Origin of the sequence: Streptomyces sp. NPDC090798 (assembly GCF_044768965.1) — a bacterium.
Taxonomy (GTDB): Bacteria; Actinomycetota; Actinomycetes; order Streptomycetales; family Streptomycetaceae; genus Streptomyces.
This window is the reverse complement of sequence record NZ_JBIVXA010000009.1, coordinates 51,015-77,682: the sequence shown is the minus strand read 5'-3', so window position 1 is coordinate 77,682 and position 26,668 is coordinate 51,015. Positions and strand designations below refer to the sequence as shown.

Here is a 26,668-nt window from a genome sequence, read left to right as displayed (position 1 = left end):
GTCGTCCTCCCGTTACTCTGGGTTGTCCGCGAGGGATCTCGCCGCCCGGGCGCAGTGGGCGAGCGCCCGGCGCGCGTACTCCGGGGAAGCGCCCGCGAGTCCGCACGACGGAGTGACCGTGACCGCCTCCGCGAGAAGACCCGGATGCAGCCCCAGCCTGCGCCACAGCGTCCTGACACCCATGACGCTACCGGCAGGGTCCGACAATGGTCCGTCCGTGCCCGGCACGACACCGGCGAACAGCCGGGTGCCGCCCTCCACCGCCTCACCGATGACGTCGTCGTCACGCTCGGTGAGCAGTGAGAAGTCGAACGAGATGGCCGCGGCCCCTGCCCTGCGCAGCAGCGCGAACGGTACGTCGGGTGCGCACGAGTGCACCACGACCGGGCCGTCGGTGTGCACCCCTACGACGTCCCGCAGCGTCGACTCCACCCGTTGCCGGTCGACGGCGCGGTGGGTGCGGTAGCCGCTGGCGGACTTCACCTGGCCGCGCAGCACCGCGATGAGCGAGGGCTCGTCGAGCTGCAGCACGATCTGGGCGCCGGGCACCCGGCGCCGTACCTCGTCGAGGTGCGTGCGCAGTCCCTCGGCGAGCGATCCGGCGAGGTCCCGGCAGGCTCCGAGGTCGGAGAGCGCCGCCTCGCCGCCCCGCAGCTCCAGGGCGGCGGCCAGCGTCCAGGGGCCCACGGCCTGCACCTTGAGCGGCCCCTCGTAGCCCTGGGTGAACTCCTCCAGCGCGTCGAGGTCTTCGCCGAGCCAGGACCTGGCCCGCTTGGTGTCGCGCCCCGGCCGGTCCCCGATCCGCCAGCCGCTGGGCTCCACGCGCGCGTAGAGCTCGACCAGCATCCCCGCGGTCCGCCCGATCATGTCCGCGCCGGGCCCCCGCGCGGGCAGTTCGGTCAGGAACGGGAAGTCCTCGAAGGACCCGGTCACGGTCTTGGCGGCCTCGCGGGCGTCGCCGCCGGGCATGGAGCCGACCCCAGTGGCGGGGCCCCAGGTGAAGCTCATCGTCCCGGCCGCACGGTCAGGTCGTTGACCTCCGCGTCGTGCGGCAGGTCGACGGCCATCAGGATCGTCGTCGCGACGGACTCCGGGTCGATCCACTTCGAGGCGTCGTACTCCTTGCCCTCCTGCTGGTGGACCTTCGCCTGCATGGGGCTCGCCGTCCGGCCCGGATAGACGGAGGTCACCCGGACGCCGTTTGCGTGCTCCTCGTGGCGCAGGGAGTCCGCGAGGGCCTTCAGGCCGTGCTTGGAGGCGGCGTACGCGGACCAGTCGGCGTGCGCGGCGAGGCCGGCGCCGGAGTTGACGAACACGACATGGCCCTGGGCCACGCGCAGTTGCGGCAGGAAGTGGCGGGTCAGCTCGGCGGGGGCGATCAGGTTGACGTTGAGCTGGTGACGCCAGGACTTGGGGGTCAGCTCCCCGACGGGGCCGAGGTCGACCACGCCCGCGATGTGCAGGAGCGAGTCGATGCGCTCGGGCAGGGACTGGTGGGAGAACGCCCAGGAGAGCTTGTCCGGGTCCGCCAGGTCGCCGACCAGGGTCCGGGCCCCGGGGAACTCGGCCGCCAGTTCCTTCGCGCGGCCCGCGTCGCGCGCGTGGAGCACGAGGTCGTCCCCGCGCGCGTGCAGACGGCGGGCGACGGCCGCGCCGATGCCGGAGCCCGCCCCGGTGATCACATGTGTAGCCATGGACGCCATGCTCGCATCACCGGGTGCCCACGCCCGCGGCGGGAGCCGCTGATGTCACAGCCTCCAGGTAGGCCAGCGCGCCCACCGGCTCCTCGGCGAAGAACACCAGGTCGGTGAGCGGGCACGGCAGGAAGCCCTCGGCCTCCATGCGGCGGAACTGCTCCTTCAGGCCGTCGTAGAAGCCCGCCGTGTTGAGCAGGACGACCGGCTTCTCGGTCTTCCCGTGCTTCTTCAGCTCCAGGATCTCGGTCGCCTCGTCGAGGGTCCCGGTGCCGCCCACCATGATCACGACGGCGTCGGCCTTGGCCAGGAGCAGCGCCTTGCGCTCGGCGAGGTCCCGGGCGATCACCATCTCGTCGGCACCCGCCCGCGCCGTGGCCGCCAGGAAGTCCACGGAGACGCCCACCAGCCGTCCGCCCCCCTCCTGCACCCCGTCGGCGACCACCTTCATCAGCCCGACGTCGGAGCCGCCCACACCAGGGAGTGGCCGCCCTTGCCGAGGAGTTCGGCGAACTCCCGGGCGGGACGGGTGTAGCGGTCGTCGAGGTCGGCGGCGGAGAGGAAGACGCAGATATTCATGTGCCTACGGTACGAGGGAAGAACCCGGGTCCCACGCGCGCTGTACGGGTATGGCCAATGGACACACGATCACGATCGAACAGGGCACGGAGCGGGTACGCGTCGTGCACGGCGACCAGGTGCTGGCTCAGAGCGACCGGCCCCTGGTGCTGCGCGAGACCGGCTGTCCCGTGCGCTACTACCTGCCGGCCGAGGACGTCCGCCTGGACCTCCTGACGACCTCCGACACCCACACGCACTGCCCCTTCAAGGGCGACGCGTCCTACTGGTCCCTGCCCGACGCCCCCGACCTCGTCTGGTCCTACCCCGACCCCAAGCCGGACGTCGCCCGGATCAAGGACCACTTCTGCTTCTACGAAGTCGAAGTGGCGTGACCGAGTGCTTCTACGAAGGCGAAGTGGCGTGATCGAACCGGCCCGGGCGCTCTCGGGCCGCGGCTGACGGAGCTGCTGGCCGACGACCGGCGGGCGTCCAGGGGTTGTCCGGCGGACAGGTCCTAGACGCCCGCCGTCGCGCGGGTGGTCGTCGCGATCGTCGCCGAGCCGACCACGCGCGTGCCGTCGTACAGGACGATCGCCTGGCCGGGGGCGACGCCGCGGACCGGCTCGGTGAACGTGACCTCGAGTTCGCCGTCGACCAGCTCGGCCGCGACCTGCGTCTCGCCTCCGTGGGCGCGGAGCTGGGCGGTGTAGGTACCCGGCCCGGTGGGGGCGGCGCCGCACCAGCGGGGCTTGATGGCGGTCAGCCCGCTGACATCGAGGGATGCCGCCGGACCCACCGTCACCGTGTTGTTCACCGGCGAGATGTCCAGGACGTAGCGCGGCTTGCCGTCCGCGGCCGGGGTGCCGATGCGCAGCCCCTTGCGCTGCCCGATCGTGAAGCCGAACGCGCCCTCGTGGGAGCCGATGACCGACCCGGACTCGTCGACGATGTCGCCCTCCGCCTTGCCCAGGCGGTTCGCCAGGAAGCCCTGGGTGTCGCCGTCGGCGATGAAGCAGATGTCGTGCGAGTCGGGCTTCTTGGCGACGGCCAGGTTCCGGCGCTCCGCCTCCGCGCGGATCTCGTCCTTCGTCGTCACCGTGTCACCCAGCGGGAACAGCGCGTGGGCGAGCTGGCGGTCATCGAGGACACCGAGGACGTACGACTGGTCCTTGGCCATGTCCGAGGCACGGTGCAGCTCGCGCGTGCCGTCCTCGTTCACGATCACCTTGGCGTAGTGGCCCGTGCAGACCGCGTCGAAGCCGAGCGCGAGCGCCTTGTCGAGCAGGGCGGCGAACTTGATCTTCTCGTTGCAGCGCAGACACGGGTTGGGCGTACGCCCGGCCTCGTACTCGGCGATGAAGTCCTCGACCACGTCCTCGCGGAAGCGCTCGGCGAGGTCCCACACGTAGAACGGGATGCCGATGACGTCCGCGGCGCGGCGGGCGTCGCGCGAGTCCTCGATGGTGCAACAGCCTCGCGCGCCCGTGCGGAACGATTGCGGGTTGGCGGAGAGCGCGAGGTGCACGCCCGTCACGTCGTGACCGGCTTCCGCCGCGCGGGCGGCGGCGACGGCGGAGTCCACGCCGCCGGACATGGCGGCGAGGACGCGGAGGGGGCGGGGGCGCTGCGAGGTGTCAGTCATAGCCCCTCCAGAGTACGGGGCCGCGGGAACCGAAGCCCGCGGGTATCCGTTGGTGATCGCAACGGGGACCGTCCGGGGACGGGCGGGCACGAAGGACGGGGCGGACGTGATGAGTGAGGCCGCGGAGAACACGGAGAACTCGGAGAACACAGGCAACACGACCACCGAGGCCACGGGGACCGTGGGAACCAGGGGGGCCACGGCCGGCACGGGGACCACGGGAGCCACGAGGGCTGTGGGCACCACGGGGATCACCGGAGCCGGAGAACCCACCGGGAGCAGCGGGGACAGCGTGAGCGAGAACAAGACCAAGGGGCGCGCCCGCCGGGACCGTGACCGGCGGATCGGGCGGCGGACGCTGCTGATCGGTGGCGCCGCGGCCGCCGTGGGCACGGCGGTGCTCGCACGCGGCGAGCTCGGCCACCTGTGGTGGCGGCTGCCCGGCGTCGAAAAGCCCCGGGTGGCGGGCGCCGTCGACTTCCGGGGTGCGCAGTGGGTGGCCGCCTCGTCGGCGAACTGGCGGCGGGCGGACCGGCCCGACGACTACGGGATAGACCGGGTCGTCATCCACGTCACCCAGGGCAGCTACCGAAGCGCCGTGAAGGTCTTCCAGGACCCGGCACACGGCGCGGCCGCGCACTACATCCTGCGCAAGGACGGACACATCACCCAGATGATCCGCGAGCTGGACGTGGCGTTCCACGCGGGCAACCGGGGGTACAACGAGCGGAGCGTCGGCATAGAGCACGAGGGCTTCGTCGAGAGCGCCTCGTCGTTCACGGACGCCATGTACGCGGCCTCGGCGCGGCTGACGGCCGCGGTCTGCGGGCGGTACGGCATTCCCGTCGACCGTGCGCACATCATCGGACACGTCGAGGTGCCGGGCACGGACCACACGGACCCCGGGCGGTACTGGGACTGGGACCGGTACATACGGCTCGTACGACAGGCCCGCACCGCGGCGGAGCCGACGCGCACAGCCGGGGCGTAGCCGCCGGAGAGCGCTTTCGATGCGCGCTCACAGACAGCGCCACACGGGGCTCAAGTCACCTAATCGTGATGCTGTGAGGCATCCGCGGGACGCGCCTGTCCCTTGCGCCCCGTGCTGCCGATGTGACCTGCGACACGTCAACTCTCGCCGTTTCCAAGGGAGTTGATCCTGACTTTAAGTCATCGGATTTCACAGCGACGACGGCTTTCTCCTAACTCCGGCCCAGTCTGCGCATAGCCCTCGGGCCGAGAGTCCACCGCTATGACTCACACCACGGGCAAGACCCCGGGCAAGTCCACGGGCAAGGGCATGCACCGCCGCAAGTTCCTCGGCGGGATGGCCGGAGCGGGCATCGCGGCGGTGACCGCGGGCGGCACGGCCATCGCCTTACTGACGAACGCGACACAGAACAAAGCGCACGCCGCGGGCACCACGCTGACCATCCCCGACCTCCTGGAGGGGACCACCACGGACGGCACCACGACGTACACCCTGGAGGCGAAGAGCGGCACCAGCGAGGTGCTCAGCGGGGTGACCAGCACGACCGCGGGCTACAACCAGTCGTTCCTCGGCCCCACCATGAAGTGGACCTCCGGCGACACCGTCCTGCTGAACATCACCAACAGCCTCACCGAGGACACCACCGTCCACTTCCACGGCGCGCACGTCCCGCCCAGCATGGACGGCGGCCCGCAGAACGCCTTCGCCGCGGGGAAGACCTGGTCGCCGACCTTCACGGTCAAGGACGAGGCGAAGACGCTCTGGTATCACCCGCACGCCCTGGGCACCACGGCGGAGCAGGCCACCCACGGCCTCGCGGGCATGATCATCGTCGAGGACGACTCGGACGCGTCCGCGGCCCTGCCCAGCACCTACGGCACCGACGACATCCCGATCATCCTGCAGTGCCTGGCCACCGACAGCGCCGGAGACATCAAGTACAACCTGACCGGCTACCTCAGTAACGGCCTGAGCTTCCCGCTGCTGTGCAACGGCACGAACGTCGACGACACCACGCTCTCCTTCACCGCCACCAAGAAGCGCACCCGCTTCCGGCTGCTCAACGCCTCGCCGTCCGACATCATCACCGTCCAGCGCAGCGACGGCGCGACGCTCACCCAGATCGCCACCGACCAGGGCTATCTGACCGAGGCCACCGAGGTGGCATCGATCCGGCTGGTGGCGGGCGCGCGGGCCGAGTTCGTCATGGAGCTCAGCGACGCGGTGACCTTGGAGGCCGTGGTGACGACGGGCTGGGTGCGCGGCGGCAGCGGGACGTACGAGTTCCTGACCGTCACCCCGGACGCCTCGGACACTCCGGAGACCCTGCCGACCCTGAACACCATCACCCGCTACGACACCAGCGACTTCACCGCCCGGACGATCACGCTCGGCCAGAGCGGCACCTCGATGACGATCAACGGCTCCGCCGGGACGAGCATGTCCTCGATGGCGATGATCAGCACCACCCTGGGTGCCGAGGAGGTGTGGACGGTCAAGAACAGCACGCAGCTTGAACATTCGTTCCATCTGCACGATGTGCCGTTCCAGCTGATCTCCGTCAACGGGGAGGATCCGACGGGCGTCCAACTGGGCTGGTACGACACGTTCGAGGTGGTCGGCGGCGGCTCCATCGAGATCGCGATGAAGTTCACCGACTTCTCGGACGACACCTATATGTACATGCTCCACTGCCATCTGCTGCAACACGAGGACGAGGGCATGATGGCCTCCCTCATGGTGACGGACAGCTAGTGCCGCAACAGGCAACGTTCGCCCCGTCGCGACGCCCGGCACGCACTCTCGCCGCACCAGCCGAAGACCCAAGTACGTCCAGTACGAGGGCCTGCGGCCGGCACGCCGAGAGCACGCACCGGACGCCGCTCCTTGACGGGCAAACGTTGCCTGCCGCGGCACTAGGACGACAGCCGGTACGAGGACCTGTCCGGCCGATCACGGTGGAGGAAAGCTGCGGCCCCGCGTCTCCGCCGTGATCGGCCGGACAGGTCCCAGGTGAGCGAGCGCGGTGGTGTCAGGTCAGGCCTGCCGTCCGTGCCCGCTCCACCGCCGGGCTGATCGCCTTGGCCACCGCCTCGACGTCCGCCTCCGTGGAGGTGTGGCCGAGGGAGAAGCGCAGGGTGCCACGGGCCAGGTCGGGGTCGGTGCCGGTGGCCAGCAGGACATGGCTGGGCTGGGCGACGCCTGCCGTGCACGCGGAGCCCGTGGAGCACTCGATGCCCTGGGCGTCCAGCAGAAGCAGCAGGGAGTCGCCCTCGCAGCCCGGGAACGTGAAGTGGGCGTTGGCGGGCAGCCGGCCCCCGGCCGCGGGGTCGCCGCCGAGGATCGCGCCGGGCACGGCAGCGCGTACGGCGTCGACCAGGTCGTCGCGCAGGGCGCCGATCTCGCGGGCGAACCACTCGCGCTGCTCGGCGGCGAGCCGCCCGGCGACCGCGAACGAGGCGATGGCGGGTACGTCGAGGGTGCCGGAGCGCACATGCCGCTCCTGGCCACCGCCGTGCAGCACGGGTACGGGGGTGTACTCGCGGCCCAGCAGCAGGGCGCCGATGCCGTACGGGCCGCCGATCTTGTGGCCGGAGACGGTCATCGCGGCGAGGCCGGACGCGGTGAAGTCGACGGGGACCTGGCCGAAGGCCTGTACCGCGTCGGAGTGCAGCGGGATCCCGAACTCGGCCGCGACGTCGGCCAGTTCGCGGACCGCCATCACCGTGCCGATCTCGTTGTTGGCCCACATGACGGTGACGAGGGCGACGTCGTCGGGGTTTCGGGCGATGGCCTCGCGCAGGGCGTCCGGGTGGACGCGCCCGTAGGAGTCGACGGGCAGGTACTCGACCGTGGCGCCCTCGTGTTCGCCGAGCCAGTGGACGGCGTCGAGGACGGCGTGGTGTTCGACCGGGCTCGCGAGGACCCGGGTGCGGGCCGGGTCGGCGTCGCGGCGGGCCCAGTACAGGCCCTTCACGGCGAGGTTGTCGGCCTCGGTGCCGCCGGAGGTGAAGACGACCTCGCTGGGGCGGGCGCCGAGGGCCTCCGCCAGGGTTTCCCGGGCTTCCTCGACCGTCCGCCGGGCGCGGCGGCCGGCGGCGTGCAGGGAGGAGGCGTTGCCCGTGATGCTCAGCTGGGCGGTCAGCGCCTCTACCGCCTCGGGGAGCATCGGTGTGGTCGCGGCGTGGTCGAGGTAAGCCATGATGGGCCCGAGTCTACGGGCCGTCCGTCCACGGCCTCGGCCCCCGTCCGGGTAGCCGTCCACCCGCCCCTCGTTGCGCGGTGGATCGAAGGCCTCGTTCGGCGGCGGCTCAGAAGTTCCAGGACACCGTGCTGTCGAACTGCATGAACGCCACCAGCACCAGCAGATCGGCGATACCGAGGCCCAGGCCCAGGAAGGCGCGGCCACGGCGGGCGGTGCCGCGCCAGAGGGCGACGGAGGCCAGGGCGATGGCGATCGGGCCCAGGAAGACGTTCAGGACCAGCAGGCCGAGGAGGCCGAGGATGAAGGAGGCGACGGCCATGCCGTCGGCGTCCTTGGTGCCGGTCGCGCGGGCGGGCGCGCCGGGCGCGGTCGCCGTGGGCTTGGTCGCGGTGGGCTTGGTCGCGGTGGCGAGGTGGGTTCGCTCGGTGAGTTCCATGACGTGAGTCAGCTCCCAACGATCAGTTGGTGGAGGTGTGGCGCCGGCGGGCGTTGCGCTCGCGGACCGCGAAGACGGCCAGCCAGACGCCGATGACGACCGCGGCGACGAGGGTGACGGGCAGCGGGGCGTGGGCTATGGAGCCCATCACGACACCCAGCAGCAGGAGGGCGGCGACGAGGAACAGCATGAGGTGCCTCTCGACGGTGAACCCCGATTGTTTCGGGGACTTGACGACTCAGTGAACGGTTGTAGTAACACTTGTTCACTGACTCCAGAGTCTAGCGCGTCGCCCCGCTTTTCAATTACAGAGAACAGTTGTTAACTGCATGGTATGAGTCACACTCTCGGCATCCGGCAGGCCCAGAAGCAGAAGACCCGTCAGGCGCTCCTGGACGCGGCGTTGGAGCTGCTGGAGGAGCAGAGCCTGAGCAGCCTGGGTCTGCGCGAGGTCACCCGCGCCGTCGGAGTCGCGCCGACCGCCTTCTACCGGCACTTCCGCTCGACGGAGGACCTCGGCGTGGCGCTGGTCGAGGAGGCGCTCGGCAGTCTGCACCCGATGATCGGGGACACGGTCTCCGCGGCCGGAGACAGCGCCGGACGCATCGAGCGCGCGGTCGACCTGATCGCCCACCATGTCGAATCCCATCCCGCGCACGTCCGTTTCATCGCGCGCGAGCGGCACGGCGGCGTCCAGCGGGTGCGTCGGGCGATCAGGGAGCAACTGGAGCGGTTCGCCGCGGAGGTGAAGGTCGAGCTGGCCAAGCACCCCGAGTCGGAGGGGTGGAGCGACGACGACCTGCTGATGCTCGCGGGGCTGTACGTCGACCAGATGCTGATGACGGCCTCGCTCTATCTGGAGGCGCTGGAGGCGTCCGAGGAGGAGCGGGAGCGGGTGGCCCGGGTCGCGACCCGCCAGATGCGGCTGATCGCCATCGGCCGCCGCAACTGGCTTGGGTGACGCACCCGTTCCCAAGGCCGGAGTGACGGCACCCGTTCACCAAAGGGCGAGGTGACGCACCCGGGCGTCGAGTACGTCACCCCTGGGAGAACCGGGACGGGCTCAGCCCTGTGCCGCCTGCCCGCTGGGCTGCCCACTCGGCTGCCCGCCACCGCCCGGGCCGCCGCCGCAGCCGCCCTGACCGCCGCCCTGACCCCCGCCCGGACCGCCGGACGGCATGCCCGAGGGACCACCGGAGGGCATCTTGCCGGTGGGCATGTTCGACGGTGTCCCGGAGGGCGATCCCGTGGGCATCCCGGAGCGCCCGCCCCTCGGCATGCCCGACCGGCCTCCGCCCGGCATGCCGGAGGGCCGCTGACAGTTCTGGCTCGAGTTGCCGCTGTCCGAGGACGACGAGTCGCCCGAGCCGCAGGCCGCCAGCAACGGCGAGAGCGCCAGCAGGGCGACGGCGGGGACGAGTCGGGCACGACGGTTCATGAGGTAACTCCCAGTCAAGTCACGTGGACCGGTTGATGAAGGCCGGATGAGTGCGGGATGAGCGGTGGCCAGAGGACCAGATCCACGTAGGGCCGCGCTGTGCCGAACCTGTGGTTACCTGTGGGTCAACTTCCCTCGTGCGGGGCCCGATCCCCGCCGTACACCGCACCGATCGCGGCCGCCGCCGCGGCCAGTTCCGCCCGCGCCTCCGGCGGCGACAGCACCTCCACCGTGTCCACGAAGGCCAGCAGCGTGCGGGCTTCGCGGACGGCGCCGTACGACAGGTGCGCGAGGACCCACTCGCTCTCGCCGTCGTCCTCCGGAAGCGCCGCGAGGGAGGCCGCGTTGAGCCTGAGGAACATGTCGAGGCGGGCCCGCCGTACCCGAACTGTGACATCGAGACCGCCCGGCCGCTCCTCGACATGGCGTCGCAACACCTCCCAGACGTCACCGAGTTCGACGCCCGGGCGCCGCTTCACGGGATCGCCCAGGAGCGTCGCCGAGCGCACCCGGTCGGCCCGGAACAGCCGCGGCTCGCCGCGCCGGTCGGCCACGAGGTACCAGACGCCCGCCTTGGACACGAGGCCGTACGGGTCGACGGTGTAGGTGCTGGGCTCGGTGTGCCCGCCGTGCCGGTAGCTGAGCCGCAGCCTGCGGTCGGCGAAGACCGCGTCCTGGAGCACCTCCAGGTCCACGGCCCGCTGGGGGCCGCCCTTCCAGCGCGTCGCGTCGACGAGGATCCTTCGGCTGGTCACCTCGGCAACCGGGCGGTGCGGCGCCGGCAGCGCGGCCATCACCTTGCGCAGCGCGGAACCCAGCGCCGCGTCCAGGCCGAGCGCGGCGTGCGCGCCCTGCGCGGCCAGGATGAACAGCGCGCGGGACTCGTCGGCGGTCAGTCCCGTGACGTCCGTACGGAATCCGGCGAGCAGTTCGATGCCGCCGTGCCGCCCGCGCTCGGCGTACACCGGGACGCCGGAGGCCGAAAGGGCCTCGATGTCGCGGTAGATGGTGCGCACCGACACCTCGAGCCGGTCGGCGAGTTCGTGTGCGGGGACGCGGCCGCGGGTCTGCAGCAGCAGAAGGATCGAGAGCAGGCGGTCGGACTTCACGCGCACCAGGATCGCGCACCGCGGATCACGCCCGTCGAAGCCCACCGGAGCTCGCCGTAAATGCTGACGGAAACTGTCAGGTTATCCAGCGAACCTGAGGCGCGACGGCACGACAACGCAACGCCGACACCCGACATACGACACCGACACCGACACCGACACCGACACCGACACCGACACCGACACACCTACGCCGATAGAGGTCCGCCATGAACATCGACCCCCGCCCCCTCTACACCCGCGCCACCGAGCAGATCGCCGCCCTGGTCAGGACGGTTCGCCCGGAGCAGCTCGCCGGTCCCACCCCGTGCGCCGAGTTCGACGTACGGACCCTGCTGTCGCACATCGCGGGCGGTACCCGCCGGATCGCAGTGGTCGGCGCGGGCGGCGACGGAATGGCCGTACGACCGTTCCTCGACGGCGTCGAGGACGACCGCTGGAGCGCGGCGTACGACGAGGTCAGGACGGAGGTCCAGAAGTCCTGGGCGGACGACGCGCGCCTGGACGCCCTCGTCACCGTGCCCTGGGGCGAGACCCCCGGACGTATCGCCCTGTCGGGCTATGTGATGGAGGCCGTCACCCACACGTGGGATCTCTCCGAGTCCCTCGGACGGCCGCTCGCACTCGATCCGGAGCTCGCCGAGTTCGCGCTCGGGATCGCCCGGCGCGTGCTGCCGGACGAGCGGCGCGACGACGAGGAGCTGCCGTTCGACTCGGCGGTACCGGCCCCCGAAGGGGCCGACGCCTATGGACGGCTCGCGGCCTACCTGGGCCGGCGACCGCTCAGCTGAGCCGGACCCGGGCGAGCTGTCGGGACTGCGCGACCAGCCGGTCCGCGCTGTCCCACACCTCGGCGTCCTCCTCCAGGAAGCCGCCGGCGAGGTTGCGGGTGGTGATCGACACCCGCAGCGGGCCAGGCGCCGGACGGCAGCGCACATGGACCGTCAGTTCGACCGTCGGCACCCAGCCGGAGATGCCGAGCTCGAAGGCGGTGGGCGGCAGCGCGTCCACCGCGAGGAGCAGCGCGAGGGGGTCGGGGTCACGGCCGTCGGCGAGCCCGAACCAGGAGCGCATCTCGCCCTTCCCGGACGGCGCCCCCAGGGCCCAGCCGAGGGTCGCGGGGTCGAGCTTGAGCATCAGCCGCTCGGTGATGGCGGAGCTGCCGTCGATGGGCGCCGGTCCGTCCTCCGGCCCGAAGCAGTGCTCCATGGGCGGGATCGCGGGCGGTGTCGCCGTGGTGCGGACGTCGTCGGGCAGGGCGTCGAGGTCGCCGTACGAGGCGAGCACGCGGATCCGTTCGACCTCGCGGCCCTCGTCGTCGTACTGGAAGAGCGAGGCCTGCCCGGTCGACAGGGTCCGCCCCGTCCGCACGACGTCCGTTCGGACCACCGCCGGGCCGGGCTGCGACGCGGTCAGATAGTGGGCGGAGACGGTGAACGGGTCGCTGTGCGGCAGGGCGTCGGCGAGGGCGCGGCCCAGGACGGCGAGCAGATAGCCACCGTTGACGGCGCTGATGATGGTCCATCCGGCGGACAGGTCGATGTCGTAGACGCCGGGTTCGCGCAGGGTGACCGCGGTGTCGCGGTCGAACTCGCTGTCACCGATCGCGGCGCGCGCGGCCTGTGCGGTAGCTGCTTCTGACATGCCTGAACGGTACAACAGGTAATTACTAAGCGGTAGCTTTTGTTGTTTCGGCCATGTGAACCCCGTCACCCGGGAGTGAGATTTCGGCAATTTCTTGGTAAGTGTCCGAACTCTTCCGTGAACCAACGGCATCGGATACCCCTCTCCAAGGACATAGAACCCGATGCAGCTGCTGACCGTTGATCCCAGCCCGTCACAGGAAGAGCCGCACACACCGTGAGCCTCACCGGAACGCCGTTCCTCCTCACCGCCATCGTCCTGGTCGCGGTCGCCCTGATCCTTCCCCTCGTGCTGTGGTCGCGCATTCCCGGCCCCAAGGTGCTGCGCAGCGTGGCCCGGATGGTGATGCTGCTGTTCGCCCAGGGCACCGCGATCACCCTCGTCTTCGTGCTCGTGAACAACGCCAACAGCCTGTACGACAACTGGGCCGACCTGCTCGGCACGGGCAACCACGTGCGGGCGGCCGCCAACCTCGGCCGTGACGGCACCGGCGGTATCTCGCTGCGCAAGCTCCCCAAGGTCCGCCAGACGTTCTCGCAGGCCGACGGCCCCGGTATGTCCCAGGCGGGCGGGGTGAAGGTCACCCAGCTGCACGGGCAGGTGTCGGGTGTGGACGCGGAGGTCTACGTCTGGCTGCCGCCGCAGTACAACGAGCCCGCCTACCGCAACCGGAAGTTCCCCGTCGTGGAGCTGCTGCCCGGCTATCCGGGCTCGGCGAAGGCGTGGTTCGGTTCGCTGAAGGTGCATGAGCAGTTGCTGCCGCTGATGCGCGACGGGCAGGTCGCGCCGTTCATCCTGGTGGCGCCGCGCACGAATCTGCTGGCCAAGACCGACACCGGTTGCGCGAACGTGCCCGGCAAGGTGAACGCCGACACCTGGCTCAGCATCGACGTGCCGAAGATGGTGGTGGACAACTTCCGGGCGAAGTCCGCGCCGGACGGCTGGGGCGTGGCCGGCTACTCGGCCGGGGCGCACTGCGCGGCCAAGCTCGCCGTCGCCCACCCCGACCGCTTCCGGGCCGCGGTGAGCATGTCCGGGTACAACGACCCGATCGGCGAACGCAACTCGCTGACGGCGCGGAGCCTGACGCTGCGCCGGGAGAACAATCCCTACCTGCTGCTCAAGTCCTACCGCACGCCGCCCCGCATCTCCCTCTACATCTCCGGCGAGGCTCACGACGGCTACGAGGCCGGCGCGGCGCTCCAGTCGATCGCGAAGGCGCCGACGAGCGTGCAGGTGGTGCTGCTGCCGCGGAGCGCGGGCGGCCACAACATGGCCCTGTGGCGGCCGCAGATCCCGGAGGTCTTCCGTTGGCTGACCCTGCAGATCGGGCCGGGGGCCCACGCTAAGGAGTCTCCGACTCCGTCGCCGTTGACCGGCGGTGCCAAGCACGCGGCGCTCGCCAGTGGTACCGCATCGCAAGCAGCCGCAGGACGAAAGCGGTGAGCGCGGCGAGCCCGCTGGTGAACGGGGACAGCGCGTCGTAGCGGATGCACAGGACCACCATCGTGGCGCCGACGATCGCCGGGACCGCGTACAGATCGCGGTCCCAGCGCAGCAGTGAGGGCACCTCGTTGGCGAGGACGTCGCGCAGCACACCGCCGCCGACCGCGGTGGCCAGGCCCAGGGCGGCGGACGGGGTCAGGCCGAGGCCGTACTCGTACGCCTTCGTGGTGCCCGCCACGGCGAAGAGACCGAGCCCGGCCGCGTCGAAGACGTTGACGGCGACCTGGATCCTCTCCACCTCCGGATGGAGGAAGAAGACGAGCAGGGCGGCGAGCAGCGGGGTGCTGAAGTAGCCGAGGTCGGTGAACGCGGCCGGGGGCACGGCTCCGATGACCACGTCCCGGAACAGCCCCCCGCCCAGCGCCGTGACCTCGGCGAGGACGGCGATGCCGAAGACGTCGAAGTTCTTGCGGACGGCCAGCAGGGCACCGGAGATCGCGAAGACGAAGATCCCCACGAGATCGAGCACATGCTGGACGGAGGGAGTGAAGAGTTCCTGAAGCACCCGGACATCTTCACCTGTCGCGGGGCTCGCACCTTACAAAGAAAGGCTTACAGGGCCGGTTTCCCTGTGGTGAACAGCCAGGTCTGGAAAAGGTCGTCGAGCTGTTGCCCCGAGATCCTCTCGGCGAGGTGGATGAAGTCGGCGGTGTTGGCGTTGCCGTACTTGTGGAGCTTCGTCCAGGCGGGCAGCAGTTTGAAGAACGCGGTGTCGCCGATGCGTTCGCGCAGCATCTGGAGGGTCATCGCGCCGCGCTGGTAGACCGCCGAGGCGAACATGGTGTCGCGCTGCGGGTCGGCGACGACGGTCCCCCAGAAGGCGGAGTCCGCGGGTCGCGTGTTGTAGCCCGCGAGGAAGGAGTCGTGCGCCGAGCGGATCCCCTTGTGCTCGGACCACAGCCACTGGGCGTAGGTCGCGAAGCCCTCGTTCAGCCAGATGTCCTTCCAGCGCTCCACCGACACGGAGTCGCCGAACCACTGGTGGGCCAGCTCGTGCACGATCGTCGACTCCGAGCGCACGGCGGAGTACGCGGGCTTCGACTGCACCTCCAGCGAGAATCCCGCCTCCGGCATGTCGTCGACGATCGCGCCGGTCTCCTCGAAGGGATAGGGCCCGAAGACCTGCGACCAGTAGTCGGTGGCCTCGGCCGTCACGGCGTACACGTCGACGCTGTTGCTGCCCGCGAGCACCGGGTCGATGGCCACGTAGATCGGCGTCCCGGCGGGGGTCGTCCCCGTCCTCACGTCGAACTTCCCGATGGTCGCGGTCGCGAGGTAGGTCGCCATCGGCCTGCTCTCGCGCCAGTGCGCGACCGTGCTGTCGCCCTTGTCGTACGTCGATATCAGCCGTCCGTTGGAGACGCCCGTCAGGCCCTTGGGTGCCTTGATCCGGATGTCGTAGGTGGCCTTGTCGGAGGGGTGGTCGCTGGAGGGGAACCAGGTGGAGGCGGCGTTGGGCTCACAGGCGACGAAGACTCCGTCGGTCGTCTTCATCCACCCGTAGTCGGAGCCGAAGACGATGGGACCGTTGAGGGCTTCGGGGACGCCACCGTAGGTGACGGTGACGGTGAAGGTCCTGCCCTTGTGGATCGCCCCGTGCGGGGTGATGTGGATCTCGTCGCCGTCGCGGGTGAAATCAGCGCGTCTGCCGTTCACTTCGACGCGCGTGACCTCCAGTTTCTGGAGGTCGAGGTCGAAGGAGGAGAGGGACTGGGTGGCGCGGGCCGTGAGCGTCGTACGGCCGTCCAGGCGGTCGGTGTCCGGGTTGTACGCCACGTTCAGGTCGTAGTGGCGGGCGTCGAAGCCGCCGTTGCCGAGCTGGGGGAAGTAGGAGTCGCCGATGCCGTCGGCACCCGGGGTCGGGGCGGAGGAGGCGGCGATGACGAGGAAGGAGGCCGCCGCGGTCGCGAGGGCCCCTAAACGTGCCGAACGGGAGAGTGCCATGAGCGTCCCTTTCGTACGTGTTCCGATCGTTCCCGATCAGTTGGACACGCGAGACTCTGCACTCTTCCGCTTAGGCATGTTCATGACTTTACCCAATCGTCATGGCCTACCTGTCGGTTGACTCCTGACCATCGGCTTCCGGCCCCCCCTACTCCGCGCCGGCGACGGGCCCCCGGCGCGGGGCATCCCCCGAACGAGCGGAAACGGTCCGCCATTTGACCGCACCAAGACCCTGCCATTCCCGAGTCTTTACCGCATAAAGCGGCAGGCTCAATTGTTGCTCAACTCCACAGAATGCGATTGACCGGTCTCGGTCAACTTCATACGCTCATTCCAGCTTGACGGGCTCCGCCGAAACGGAGGCCGGACCACTTGCATGGGGGAAATTCATGCGTAAGAGAACCAAGCTGGCCACACTCGTCGTCGCCGGAGTAATGCCGCTCGTCGCGGGTGCGGCGCCGGCCTCGGCGGTCGTCACTCCGAAAAGGTCGTGCCCGGTCGATTACGGGGTCCTGATCACCTCGCACTCGTCCTATCGGATTCCCGCCGCGGGGGCCTACTTCAAGGACGGTCCGGGCGGCACCATCACCGCCTCCGTCACCAGGGCGTCCACCATCACATACAGCCTCTCCACCTCCCTGGAGGTGAGCGCGAGCTACCTCTTCGCCTCGGCCAAGGCGTCGGTGAGCGGCAGCATCACCAAGTCCGTGGCGGTCACGACCGGCCACACGTACTCGCACAACATCCGCTCCAACAAGTACGGAAACCTGCAGTACGGCTCCAACGGCTTCAAGGTCGGATGGGAGTCGAACCGCACGAACCCGAACTGCTCGGTGACGACGCTCGCGAGGGGCACGGCCAAGCTTCCGGCGACTTCGGTCGGCTGGCACTACTGGGAAACCAGTTCCTGACAATTCTTCAATACAAATGCCCCGGTAACCATTTCTCTGGTTACCGGGGCATTTGTTTCGGTGAATTCACACGGCCCTGTTCACTTCTGGCTTTCGGTTCCCGGCTCCTCCGACGAGTCCGACTCGTCGACGGCGACCGTTTCGGAGGCCTCCTCGGCGGCGCCCTCCTCCGTGGTGGCGGCCTCCTCGGCGGCGGCCTCCTCCGTGATGGCGGCCTCCTCGGCGGCGGCCTCCTCCGTGGTGGCGGCCTCCTCGGCGGGCTCGGTGGTCGTCTCCGCGGCGGGCTCCGGAGTCTCCTCCGTGGTTCCCAGTTCCGCGGCCACCGCCGCCGACGTCTCCGCCGACTCCGCCAGTACCTCGTCGGCCACGAGCGCCGCGGCCTCCTTCGCCACGGACAGCAGCACCACGTCCTGCGGCGCCTGGTCCTCGAAGTTCTCCGGGTGGTGGCAGGCGACCTGCTGGCCGGGCTTCAGCTCCAGGAGCGGCGGCTCGGTCGTCTTGCAGATCTCCGTGGCCTTCCAGCACCGCGTGTGGAAGCGGCAGCCGCTCGGCGGCGCGATCGGCGAGGGCACGTCGCCCGTGAGCAGGATCCGCTCGCTCTTCGCGTGCTTGCGCTTCGGGTCCGGGATCGGCACCGCGGACATCAGGGCCTTGGTGTACGGGTGCATCGGCGCCGAGTAGAGCAGGTCGCGGTCGGCGAGCTCCACGATCTTGCCGAGGTACATCACCGCGATCCGGTCCGAGACGTGCCGGACGACCGACAGGTCGTGCGCGATGATCACGTACGTGAGGCCGAGCTCCTGCTGCAGGTCGTCGAGAAGGTTGACGACCTGCGCCTGGATGGACACGTCCAGCGCCGACACCGGCTCGTCCGCGACGACCAGCTTCGGGTTGAGCGCGAGCGCGCGGGCGATGCCGATGCGCTGGCGCTGGCCGCCGGAGAACTCGTGCGGATACCGGTTGTAGTGCTCGGGGTTGAGGCCGACGACCGACAGCAGTCGCTGGACCTCCTTCTTGACACCGCCCTCGGGGGTCACGCCCTGCAGCTTGAACGGGGCACTGATGATCGTGCCGACCGTGTGGCGGGGGTTGAGTGACGAGTACGGGTCCTGGAAGATCATCTGGACGTCACGGCGCATCGGACGCATGCCGCTCACACCGAGGTGCGTGATGTCCTTGCCCTGGAACTCGACCTTGCCCGCGGTCGGTTCGAGCAGCCGCGTGATGAGCCGGCCCATCGTGGACTTGCCGCAGCCGGACTCGCCCACGACGCCCAGGGTCTCCCCGGAGCGCACCTCGAAGTCGAGGCCGTCGACGGCGCGCACGGCACCGACCTGACGCTGCAGCAGGCCCTTCCGGATGGGGAAGTGCTTCTGCAGTCCGGTCACCTTCAGCAGGACGTCACCGGGAGCGGCGTCCTTGGTGAGGGTGGCGCCGCCTTCGTCCTGTGCCTGTGCGGGAATGGTCACTTCCGCGTCCTTGGCTTTCTCGCTCACAGCTTCGGCGCAATCTCTTCGATCCAGATGCGTTCCCGCTGCTCCTGGGTCATGTGGCAGGCGGCCCAGTGCCGTCCGCCGACCTCGGTCAGCTCGGGACGGACCGTGCGGGTCACGTTGTCCTTGGGAACGTCCGCGTACGGGCAGCGCGGGTTGAAGGCGCAGCCGGACGGGAGGTTGATCAGCGAGGGCGGGGAGCCCTTCACGGGGATGAGGCGTTCGGTCTGCTCACGGTCCAGGCGCGGCATCGAGCCGAGCAGCCCCCAGGTGTAGGGGTGCCGGGGCTCGTAGAACACCTTCTCGGCGGGACCGCGCTCGATGCAACGGCCGCCGTACATCACCAGGATGTCGTCGGAGAGTTCGGCGACGACGCCCAGGTCGTGGGTGATGACGATGACCGCGGAGCCGAACTCCTTCTGCAGGTCCCGGATCAGGTCGAGGATCTGCGCCTGGACGGTCACGTCCAGGGCGGTCGTCGGCTCGTCCGCGATGAGCAGCTCGGGGTTGTTGACCAGCGACATCGCGATCATCGCGCGCTGGCGCATACCGCCGGAGAACTCGTGCGGGTAGCTGTCCACGCGCTTGTCCGGCTGCGGGATGCCCACCCGGTCGAGCATCTCGACCGCGCGGCGCTTCGCCGTCTTCTTGTCCACCTTGTGGTGGATGCGGTACGCCTCCACGATCTGCTGACCGATCGTGTAGTACGGGTGCAGCGCGGACAGCGGATCCTGGAAGATCATCGCCATCTCGCGGCCACGCAGCTTGCGTACGTAGTCCGGGTCGGCGGACAGCAGTTCGGTGCCGTTCAGCCAGATCTCGCCGGAGATCTGTGCCTTGCGCTTGCCGTACTGGCCGGCCGTGTGCAGGCCCATGATGCCGAGCGAGGTCACCGACTTGCCGGAGCCGGACTCGCCCACGATGCCGAGGGTCTTGCCCTTCTCCAGCTGGAAGCTGAGCCCGTCGACGGACTTGACCAGACCGTCGTCGGTCGGGAAGTGCACCTTCAGGTCACGTACTTCGAGGAAGGCGGACGGTGCGGGCGAGTCCTTGACGGGCTCGGCCACCGCTCCGCTCTTGCTGAGTTCGGTCATGAGAGCCTCACTCGGGGGTCGATCACGGCGTACAGGACGTCCACCACGAGGTTGGCGATCAGCACCGCGAGAGAAGTGATCAGGGTGACGCCCAGGATGATGGGCAGGTCCTGGTTACGGATGGCGTCGAGCACCGCGCGGCCGAGGCCGGGCAGGTTGAACGTCGACTCCGTCAGGATGGCGCCGCCGATGAGGGCGCCGAGGTCCATGCCCAGCATGGTGAGGATGGGGGTCATCGTGGAGCGCATGGCGTGCTTGCCGATGACGACCTGCTCCTTGAGGCCCTTGGCACGTGCCGTGCGGATGTAGTCCTCGCCGAGGATCTCCAGCATGGTGGCGCGGGTGATCCGGGCGTACATCGCCGCGTAGAGGAACGCGAGGGTGATCCAGGGCAGGATCATGCCGCCGAACCAGCCGCTGATGCTCTGGTCGAAAGGCACGTACTGCGCGTTGATCCATTTCAGGCCGAAGGCGAAGATCGCCAGGCTGAGCAGACCGGTGAAGTAGATGGGGAGGGAGACACCCGCCAGGGCGACGACCATCGCTCCACGGTCCCAGATGGTGCCCCGCTTGAGCGCGGAGAGCACACCGGCCGCGACACCGAAGACCAGCCACAGGACGGCGGCACCGAGCGCGAGCCCCAGGGTCACCGGGAAACGGTCGGTGAGCACCGGCCAGACGGCCTGCTCGCTGCGGAAGGAATAGCCGAAGCAGGGCGCGGCACAGTGCGTGACGTCGCCACCGCCCGAGTAGGTGCGTCCGGCGAAGATACCCTTGAAGAACTCCCAGACCTGGGAGTAGATCGGGTCGCTCAGGCCCAGCTTCTGCCGTACGGCCTCGACAGCGGCCGGGTCGGCCTGCTTGCCCACGAAGCTCGAGGCGATGTCCACGCCCGCCCACTTGGGGACGAGGAAGAAGATGCCGAAGACCACCATGACGATGACCACGAGCATCACTGCGGCGGCGAACAGCCGCCTGATGAGGTAAGCGAGCACAGCTTACGGCCCGCCGCGGGGCCGCGGGCCACCGGAGGTCATCCGATGGCCCGCGACCACGCCGCGCCGGCCTTCACCTGCCTTTCGTGCCTGTACGGCGGGTGTGCCGGTTTACTTCTTCGGGTTCTTCAGACCGAGGTTGACGAAGTCGTACGTACCGCTGTAGTTGTCCGTCGTGTAGACGTTCGCGAGGTTGTCGCCGCGCCAGTTGATGAACTTCTCGAAGGTGAAGGGCAGGTAGTACGCGCCCTCCATGACCTTGTGGTTGATCTCGGTCGAGAGCTTGGTCTTGCCCGCGTCGTCCAGCGTGGTGACGTACTGGTCGAACAGACCGTCGATGGTCTTGTCGTTGATCAGGGCGAAGTTGTTGTTACCGCTCGGCGCGATGTACTTGCTGTCCCACAGCGGCAGACCGAAGCCCTGGACGGTCGGGAAGTCCGGACCCCAGCCCATGATGATGATGCCGTAGCCCTTCTTCTTCACGTTCTCGGGGCTGCCGATGATGCCGGTGGTCTGCGAACCGTCGAACTGGTCGATCTGCGCGGTGATGCCGACCTTCTTCAGCGACGCCTGCAGCGACTGGGCCGTGGCCACCTCGACCGGCTTGTTGTTGCGCACCGCGATGGTGGTGGAGAAGCCGTTCGGCTTGCCGCACGCCTTCAGCGCCGCCTTGGCCTTCGCGACATTGCCGTTCTTGTCGGCGCCGGAGATGCCGTACGGGTCGTACTTCTGGCCCTCGGCGCCCGGGACGGACGGCGGGAGCATGTTGGTGCCGATGTCGCCACCGGCGACCGGGCCACCGCGCGCGGTCTGCAGCGAGACGTGGTCCGCACCGAGGATCACGGCCTTGCGGCACTCGACGTTGTCGAACGGCTTCACGCTCTGCGGGAAGGCCGCGTAACGGATGTAACCCGAGATCGGGTTGTCCAGGTTGGCCTTGTGCTCCTTCAGGGCGGTGGTGCGGCCCTGCGGGGACATGCCGGTCTGGTTGATGTCCAGGTCCAGGTCACCGTTGAGCAGGCGCTGGTCCAGCTGGTTGGCGTCCGAGAAGAACTGGACGGTGATCTTGTCCGGGTACGCCTTGCGGACCGGGTCCGAGGACTGCTTCCAGTTCGTGTTGCGCACCAGCGTCAGGCTCTTGCCCGGGCTGTACGACTCGAACTTGTAGGGGCCGGAGGAGAACGGCTTCAGGCTGTACTTGGACTTGGTGTCCATGTCCTGGCGGACCGGGGAGGCCGAGACCAGACCCAGCACCTCCTGGAAGTCCGAGTTGGCCTTGGGGAGGTGGAAGACGATCGTCTTGTCGTCCGGCGTGGTGATGGCCTTCAGGCCCAGCTTGTCCTTGGACGTGTCCTTGTAGGGACCCTTGTACTCGCCCTTGGGGTCCAGGAAGTCCTTGAGGTACGTCGGACCGCCGGACAGCACGTCCTGCGCCCACACGCGCTCGATGCCGTACTTCACGTCCTTGGACGTGATCGCCTTGCCGTCCTCCCACGTGATGCCGTCACGCAGGGTGTACGTGTAGGTCTTGCCGTCGTCGGTGACCTTGGCGAGACCGGTGGCGAGGTCCGGGGTCAGCTCGGCGCCGGCCTTGCCCGGCTCCGCCTTGCCCGTGACCAGCTGGCGGCTGTAGTAGCGCGCGAAGTCCCACATGAAGCCGTAGTAGCCACGCGTGGTGTCCCACGAGTCCGCGTCCTGGGCACCGCCGAACCGCAGCGTGCCGCCCTTCTTGACCAGGGAGGCCTGGGCGACCTTGTTGTTGGCGGCGTCGAAGCCGGCGGCGCCGGTCTTCGAACCGTTGTTGTCGTCGCTGCCTCCACCGCCGCACGCCGCCGTGGTCAGCAGTGCGGCGACCGCAGCAGCGGCGGCAAACGCCTGCTTACGCCGCCCTGAGGTGCGTTGGGTAGTCACGATCTCGGATCCTCCGGATTTGATGAGAGACCCCGTGTCGATGCCACGGGACGCTTGGGGTGCGGCAGTTCAGCGGGAAGCCTTCGGGTCCAGCGCGTCCCGCACGCCGTCGCCGAAAAGGTTGAAGGCAAGGACGGTGATGAAGATCGCCACACCAGGGACCACCATGTACATGGGGTCGGACTCGTAGTAGTCGATCGCGCTCGACAGCATCTGTCCCCAGGACGAGGTGGGCGGCTTGACGCCCACACCCAGGAAGCTGAGTGCCGCCTCGGTGAGGATGTTCGTGGGGATCATCATCGTCGTGTAGACGATGATCGGTGCGACCAGGTTGGGCAGCAGCTCCTTGAACAGGATGTAGAAGCGCCCGGCGCCCAGCGAACGCGCGGCCTCGACGTACTCGCGCTCACGCATCGAGAGCGTCTGGCCGCGCACCACGCGTCCGATGTAGGGCCAGCCGAAGAAGCCGATGACCAGGATCATCACGAACACGCGCACGTTGGACCCGGACAGGCCCAGCATGTTGTTCGGCATCACCGAGACCAGGGCGATCGTGAACAGGAGTTGCGGGAAGGCCAGCAGGCCGTCCATCACGCGGCTGATGAGCGAGTCCACCCAGCCTCCGAAGAAGCCCGCCAGGATGCCGAGCACGGTGCCGAGGATGACCGCGACGACGGCGGAGAGGAAGCCCACCAGGAGCGAGACGCGGGCACCGTAGAGGATGCGGGCGAGGATGTCGCGGCCGTTGACAGGCTCGACGCCCAGCAGGTGGTCGCCGCTGATGCCGCCCAATGACCCCGTGGGAGTGCCGAACAGAGGGTCGATCAGCTTCTCGTTGAAGGTGTCCGGGTCCTGACCGAGCAGGTTGGTGATCACTGGCGCGAGCAGGGCGATCACGATGAGGACGAGCACGACGATGCCACCGGTCAGGGCGAGCTTGTCCTTCTTCAGTCGCTCCCAGGCGATCCGGCCCAGGGAACGTCCCTGCACGACCTTCTCGCCGGCGGTTGCAGCCGCCGCTTCTTCGGCCGCACTCGGGGGTGCCTCCGCGGTCGGCTCGTGCAATGGTGCCGTCATCTGGCAGGGACCCCTCTCAACCGGCGGTAGCCGGCCCACACGTGCCGCTCGTAGCGGCGTGATCAGTCCGTCGTACACGGGGGCTAAACCCCCTGGAGCGGGAGTCTTCAACGCGTCGGCGATCTGTAGCCAGACTTGACGGTGAATGGATGCGTAAACGTGATGCTGTCAGGGGGGTTCCGTTATCCGGACGGCGGGTAACGGGGGTCGGACGCGGGGCAGTTGGGACGCTGAAGGCCAATACGGGCATTACCCGGACGATCCATTGCCATCTACGCGCGAAGAAATGCAGAGCCGCGGTGAAGGACCCGTGCCGATCCTTCACGGTTCGCCGGACGGCGGATCAGTATCCGCCGGGTGCCGGTGGATAGCCGTACCCACCCGCCACCGGAGCCTGGGCGGGGGCCGCGTGGGCCTCGCGGTCGTAGAACGGCCGCGCGTTGGCGCCCAGCCACATCGCCACCGGGTCGTCCTCGTCCGACATCGCGACGGTCGACACGGGCAGCCCGTCCGGAACCGCGCCGATGGACTGCTGCATCATCGCCCGCACCGAGTCGACGGCGGGCGGCGAAGTGTCGTAGACGTCGAGCCCGATGGCCAGATACGGCGCCCCGAGCGCCGGCTGCACCCAGGCACGGCGCAGCGAGCGCACGGCGGTGGTGCGATGCGCGTTCTGGGTGAGCAGGGCGTAGAACTGCGGGATCTCGATGCCGGGTTCGGACAGTCGCAGCGGACCGGCGGGCTGGCGCTCCAGACCCGCCGCGATTCTGCGCAGATCGAGCCATGGGATGCCGACCCCGCCGCCCGGGGCGTGCGGATTGAGCCAGAGTCCGAAGTGATCGGGGTAGAGGGTGCGGGCCACGTCGAGTCCGTCGACGACCTCGTACGACCGGTTCCAGCCGCTGGCCGAGAGTTCCTGGGCGGACGTGACGCACGGCGCGTAGCCGAAGCCGTCCACCTCCATGTTCCCGTACTGGGCGTCCGGGGATCCGGCCTGGCCGTGCCAGAGCAGCATCCACACCTGGCCGGACGACGGGGTCGCGAGCGCGCGAAGGAGCGCCTCGTAGGCGTCGTAACGCCCGGGCGTCACCTGGCGCAGCATGTGCTCGACCTGACCGGCCGCGGCCGTGCCCGACGCGCTCACCTTCAACCGCCCCTTCGTGAAGAAATCATGACGTCGACCAACACCTCGGCCGAACCCCGGCCGAGCCATGAAACCAGCTTAAGCGGCGAATGCGCTCCGCTGGGGAAGCCGTTGGGAGCTCGGGGCTCGCTGCGTTTGGGCCGCAGCAGGTCCGTTGTGGTTGCTCGCGCAGTTCCCCGCGCCCCTGACGGGGCGCTTCTACTGGCCTTGCTGATAAAAGGGCCGTACCTGGGCTCGCATCCAGTCGGCCACCGGGTCCTGGGCGACGTCGAGGAGGACCAGGTTCACCGGCCACTTGACCGCGACGCGGGAGAGGGCCCGGGAGAGGGCGTCCATGGGGAGGACGCGGAGGTCTCCCTCCCACACCGAGAGTTCGACCCCGACGAACATGACCGGGTCGTCGCCCTCGATGCTGGCCAGACAGCGGCGGGCGGTCCGTACGACTCCCGTCGCCGCGAACTCGGCCGAGGCGGCGGCGAAGAAGTCCACCGGGTCGTCCTGCCAGTCGGGCTCGTAGAGTTTCACCCGGCCACCGCTCGTGGGCCCGTCCAGCGGGGTGCGCCCGGTCCGGCACAGCTCGGCGACCGCGAGGGGCGGCAGCGGCACACCGACCGTCCCGTCCGGGTTGATCGCGATGCCGACCTGCGGAGGCAGCCCGCGGGCGAACTCGACCGCGGGCGCGATCGTGTACGACAGATGGCTGCCGGCGACCTGGCGGAACTGCTCCTCGGAGCTGAAGACCGGCACGTACGCCTGGCCCTCGATCTCCAGGGTGGGCAGGTCGAGGGATCCCGCGTGCGGTCCGCCGCCGTTGGGCAGCGGCACCCAGACGAAGCTGCGGCCGAGGACCTCGACGATGCGGCCGCCGGCCGAGGGCACTCCGAGGGACGCGGAGAGCACCTCCTCCAGTTCGTTGCCCGGCCAGCCGCCGTGCGAGTGGGGGTGTGAGCCGGGTTGCGGGTACGCCGGTGCCGAGAAGTCCGGGAAGTCGGGGATGTCCATCTGTCTACCTGTCTACCGCCTGCGGTGAACCACTGTTCTGGTGTTCTGGCTGGAAAGATTAGTGGGCCTGTACGACTTCCCCACCGCCCTCGGCCGCTCTCGGCCACTCGCGGATGCCTCGGCCGCTCGCGGCCGTTTCTCAGTCACCGAAGCCGATCCGCCGCAGTACGTCCGCCGCGTCCCGGTCGAGGAGCACCGCCGAGCCGCAGCCCTCCGGCAGGTCGCCCCGCTCGACGGAGCGCAGCAGCCGGGCGACCGCGCCCCGGTGACGGGCGAACGCGTACCGCGACACGCCCCGGCCGCGCTCGCGCTGGCCCTCCAGTGCCGTGCCCGGCGTGACGTCGAGCAGCAGCAGATGGAGGGTGCCGCCGCGGCGCCGGGCCTCGCGGGCGAGCCAGCGGCGCACCCAGGCCTGCGTACCGCAGTCGTGCACGACGACCCCGGCACCGGAGCGCAGGGCGCCGCGCAGGCCCGTGTAGTGCGCGAGGCGGACGAGGGGCCGGTAGACGGCGTACGGCAGCCGGCCGGCCGCCCGCTCGTCCCAGCGGTCCCTGGTGTCCTGGGAGTCGATGCGCGGGCCCTCGACGGCGCGGCGCATCAGGGTCGACTTGCCGCTGCCCGGCAAACCGGTGACCACCACGACGTCGGCCGCCGCGAAGTACAGACCGTGCGGAGAGTGTCCCGCGCGCTCTCTGAGGTCGCGGACGACGGCCGTCGGCAGCGCTCCGCACGTCTCCCGGGTCCTGGCCGGGGCGCCGGGCTGCTCGGGCAGCGCGAGGCCCGAGGTCGTGGCGTACGCCGTGGTCCTGTGCACCGTGATCGTCCTCCCCTTGGGTGTGGAGTCCCATCCCCGTCGAGTGTAAAGAGAAGG

General features: G+C 69.4%; 26 protein-coding genes and 1 pseudogene. 7 read left to right on the top strand and 20 right to left on the bottom strand.

Going from position 1 to position 26,668, the window contains the following annotated elements:
• Positions 1-12 precede the first annotated feature (12 nt).
• The 3 genes and pseudogenes from ACIQTP_RS20840 to ACIQTP_RS20830 all read right to left on the bottom strand — a co-directional run bounded on the left by ACIQTP_RS20840 (position 13) and on the right by ACIQTP_RS20830 (position 2,273).
• On the bottom strand, positions 13-1,008 hold the full coding sequence (locus ACIQTP_RS20840; RefSeq protein WP_403401674.1) for a methionine synthase: 996 nt from the start codon (positions 1,006-1,008) through the stop codon (positions 13-15).
• Positions 1,005-1,703 (bottom strand): SDR family oxidoreductase, encoded by a 699-nt coding sequence (locus ACIQTP_RS20835; RefSeq protein WP_403401672.1) that lies wholly within the window; start codon positions 1,701-1,703, stop codon positions 1,005-1,007. Before ACIQTP_RS20835 ends, ACIQTP_RS20840 begins: the two co-directional genes overlap by 4 nt.
• Before the next feature lie 7 nt (positions 1,704-1,710).
• Positions 1,711-2,273, bottom strand: a pseudogene (locus tag ACIQTP_RS20830) (TIGR00730 family Rossman fold protein).
• A 50-nt stretch (positions 2,274-2,323) separates the two neighbouring features.
• Between ACIQTP_RS20830 and ACIQTP_RS20825 the strand changes: the two are divergent.
• On the top strand, positions 2,324-2,647 hold the full coding sequence (locus tag ACIQTP_RS20825) for a DUF427 domain-containing protein (protein WP_095852477.1): 324 nt from the start codon (positions 2,324-2,326) through the stop codon (positions 2,645-2,647).
• A 122-nt stretch (positions 2,648-2,769) separates the two neighbouring features.
• Here the strand turns inward: ACIQTP_RS20825 and mnmA are convergent, their stop codons facing one another.
• The gene (mnmA, locus tag ACIQTP_RS20820) at positions 2,770-3,897 is read right to left on the bottom strand and encodes a tRNA 2-thiouridine(34) synthase MnmA (protein ID WP_403401670.1); all 1,128 of its coding nucleotides are present in this window, start codon (positions 3,895-3,897) and stop codon (positions 2,770-2,772) included.
• 292 nt (positions 3,898-4,189) lie between these two features.
• On the opposite strand from mnmA, the gene ACIQTP_RS20815 reads away from it, so the two are divergent.
• Both ACIQTP_RS20815 and ACIQTP_RS20810 read left to right on the top strand, forming a co-directional pair.
• Positions 4,190-4,888: an N-acetylmuramoyl-L-alanine amidase gene (locus tag ACIQTP_RS20815; protein WP_403402016.1), complete on the top strand. Its 699-nt coding sequence runs from the start codon at positions 4,190-4,192 to the stop codon at positions 4,886-4,888.
• 261 nt (positions 4,889-5,149) lie between these two features.
• Positions 5,150-6,643 (top strand): multicopper oxidase family protein, encoded by a 1,494-nt coding sequence (locus ACIQTP_RS20810; RefSeq protein WP_403401669.1) that lies wholly within the window; start codon positions 5,150-5,152, stop codon positions 6,641-6,643.
• Between the two features lie 277 nt (positions 6,644-6,920).
• Here ACIQTP_RS20810 and ACIQTP_RS20805 read toward each other — a convergent pair whose 3' ends face one another.
• The 3 genes from ACIQTP_RS20805 to ACIQTP_RS20795 all read right to left on the bottom strand — a co-directional run bounded on the left by ACIQTP_RS20805 (position 6,921) and on the right by ACIQTP_RS20795 (position 8,719).
• Positions 6,921-8,090 (bottom strand): cysteine desulfurase family protein, encoded by a 1,170-nt coding sequence (locus ACIQTP_RS20805; RefSeq protein WP_403401668.1) that lies wholly within the window; start codon positions 8,088-8,090, stop codon positions 6,921-6,923.
• Between the two features lie 109 nt (positions 8,091-8,199).
• Positions 8,200-8,529 (bottom strand): DUF4190 domain-containing protein, encoded by a 330-nt coding sequence (locus tag ACIQTP_RS20800; RefSeq protein ID WP_403401666.1) that lies wholly within the window; start codon positions 8,527-8,529, stop codon positions 8,200-8,202.
• Positions 8,530-8,551: 22 nt separating this feature from the next.
• Complete coding sequence (locus ACIQTP_RS20795) at positions 8,552-8,719, bottom strand: hypothetical protein (RefSeq protein WP_097286339.1); 168 nt, start codon at positions 8,717-8,719, stop codon at positions 8,552-8,554.
• 144 nt (positions 8,720-8,863) lie between these two features.
• On the opposite strand from ACIQTP_RS20795, the gene ACIQTP_RS20790 reads away from it, so the two are divergent.
• Positions 8,864-9,490 (top strand): TetR family transcriptional regulator, encoded by a 627-nt coding sequence (locus ACIQTP_RS20790; protein ID WP_403401664.1) that lies wholly within the window; start codon positions 8,864-8,866, stop codon positions 9,488-9,490.
• Between the two features lie 102 nt (positions 9,491-9,592).
• Here the strand turns inward: ACIQTP_RS20790 and ACIQTP_RS20785 are convergent, their stop codons facing one another.
• Both ACIQTP_RS20785 and ACIQTP_RS20780 read right to left on the bottom strand, forming a co-directional pair.
• On the bottom strand, positions 9,593-9,967 hold the full coding sequence (locus ACIQTP_RS20785; protein WP_403401663.1) for a hypothetical protein: 375 nt from the start codon (positions 9,965-9,967) through the stop codon (positions 9,593-9,595).
• A gap of 125 nt (positions 9,968-10,092) precedes the next feature.
• Positions 10,093-11,076 carry a helix-turn-helix transcriptional regulator gene (locus tag ACIQTP_RS20780; RefSeq protein ID WP_403401661.1) on the bottom strand — a complete coding sequence of 328 codons (984 nt, stop codon included), beginning with the start codon at positions 11,074-11,076 and terminating at the stop codon, positions 10,093-10,095.
• A 209-nt stretch (positions 11,077-11,285) separates the two neighbouring features.
• Between ACIQTP_RS20780 and ACIQTP_RS20775 the strand changes: the two genes are divergently transcribed.
• Entirely contained in the window at positions 11,286-11,867 is a 582-nt protein-coding gene (locus tag ACIQTP_RS20775; protein WP_403401659.1) for a TIGR03086 family metal-binding protein, read from the top strand.
• Here the strand turns inward: ACIQTP_RS20775 and ACIQTP_RS20770 are convergent.
• Entirely contained in the window at positions 11,860-12,720 is an 861-nt protein-coding gene (locus ACIQTP_RS20770; RefSeq protein WP_403401657.1) for a thioesterase family protein, read from the bottom strand. The two genes, ACIQTP_RS20775 and ACIQTP_RS20770, sit on opposite strands and share 8 nt — an antisense overlap.
• A gap of 216 nt (positions 12,721-12,936) precedes the next feature.
• Between ACIQTP_RS20770 and ACIQTP_RS20765 the strand changes: the two genes are divergently transcribed.
• The gene (locus tag ACIQTP_RS20765) at positions 12,937-14,166 is read left to right on the top strand and encodes an alpha/beta hydrolase (protein WP_403401656.1); all 1,230 of its coding nucleotides are present in this window, start codon (positions 12,937-12,939) and stop codon (positions 14,164-14,166) included.
• Here the strand turns inward: ACIQTP_RS20765 and ACIQTP_RS20760 are convergent.
• Positions 14,066-14,731: a trimeric intracellular cation channel family protein gene (locus ACIQTP_RS20760; RefSeq protein ID WP_402045701.1), complete on the bottom strand. Its 666-nt coding sequence runs from the start codon at positions 14,729-14,731 to the stop codon at positions 14,066-14,068. The two genes, ACIQTP_RS20765 and ACIQTP_RS20760, sit on opposite strands and share 101 nt — an antisense overlap.
• 47 nt (positions 14,732-14,778) lie before the next feature.
• The gene (locus tag ACIQTP_RS20755) at positions 14,779-16,170 is read right to left on the bottom strand and encodes a M1 family metallopeptidase (protein WP_403401654.1); all 1,392 of its coding nucleotides are present in this window, start codon (positions 16,168-16,170) and stop codon (positions 14,779-14,781) included.
• Between the two features lie 389 nt (positions 16,171-16,559).
• Here ACIQTP_RS20755 and ACIQTP_RS20750 point away from each other — a divergent pair, with 389 nt between their 5' ends.
• Positions 16,560-17,081 (top strand): hypothetical protein, encoded by a 522-nt coding sequence (locus tag ACIQTP_RS20750; protein WP_402045695.1) that lies wholly within the window; start codon positions 16,560-16,562, stop codon positions 17,079-17,081.
• Between the two features lie 80 nt (positions 17,082-17,161).
• Here ACIQTP_RS20750 and ACIQTP_RS20745 read toward each other — a convergent pair whose 3' ends face one another.
• From ACIQTP_RS20745 to ACIQTP_RS20710, 8 genes are all read right to left on the bottom strand, one after another.
• The gene (locus ACIQTP_RS20745; protein WP_403401653.1) at positions 17,162-18,550 is read right to left on the bottom strand and encodes an ABC transporter ATP-binding protein; all 1,389 of its coding nucleotides are present in this window, start codon (positions 18,548-18,550) and stop codon (positions 17,162-17,164) included.
• 23 nt (positions 18,551-18,573) lie between these two features.
• A complete protein-coding gene (locus ACIQTP_RS20740) occupies positions 18,574-19,668 on the bottom strand; it encodes an ABC transporter ATP-binding protein (protein WP_402045689.1) in 1,095 nt (364 codons plus the stop codon).
• Positions 19,665-20,663, bottom strand: a complete 999-nt coding sequence (locus ACIQTP_RS20735; protein WP_060896606.1) for an ABC transporter permease — start codon at positions 20,661-20,663, stop codon at positions 19,665-19,667. The genes ACIQTP_RS20740 and ACIQTP_RS20735 overlap by 4 nt, the downstream gene beginning before the upstream one ends.
• A 111-nt stretch (positions 20,664-20,774) precedes the next feature.
• Positions 20,775-22,574, bottom strand: coding sequence for an ABC transporter substrate-binding protein (locus ACIQTP_RS20730; protein ID WP_403401650.1), 1,800 nt, complete (start codon positions 22,572-22,574; stop codon positions 20,775-20,777).
• A gap of 69 nt (positions 22,575-22,643) precedes the next feature.
• Positions 22,644-23,651 (bottom strand): ABC transporter permease, encoded by a 1,008-nt coding sequence (locus ACIQTP_RS20725; RefSeq protein ID WP_402045682.1) that lies wholly within the window; start codon positions 23,649-23,651, stop codon positions 22,644-22,646.
• A gap of 343 nt (positions 23,652-23,994) precedes the next feature.
• Positions 23,995-24,795 carry an enhanced serine sensitivity protein SseB C-terminal domain-containing protein gene (locus ACIQTP_RS20720; protein ID WP_403401649.1) on the bottom strand — a complete coding sequence of 267 codons (801 nt, stop codon included), beginning with the start codon at positions 24,793-24,795 and terminating at the stop codon, positions 23,995-23,997.
• A gap of 198 nt (positions 24,796-24,993) precedes the next feature.
• Complete coding sequence (locus ACIQTP_RS20715; protein ID WP_403401647.1) at positions 24,994-25,797, bottom strand: enhanced serine sensitivity protein SseB; 804 nt, start codon at positions 25,795-25,797, stop codon at positions 24,994-24,996.
• Positions 25,798-25,936: 139 nt separating this feature from the next.
• Complete coding sequence (locus ACIQTP_RS20710; protein WP_403402014.1) at positions 25,937-26,617, bottom strand: AAA family ATPase; 681 nt, start codon at positions 26,615-26,617, stop codon at positions 25,937-25,939.
• Between the last annotated feature and the right edge of the window lie 51 nt (positions 26,618-26,668).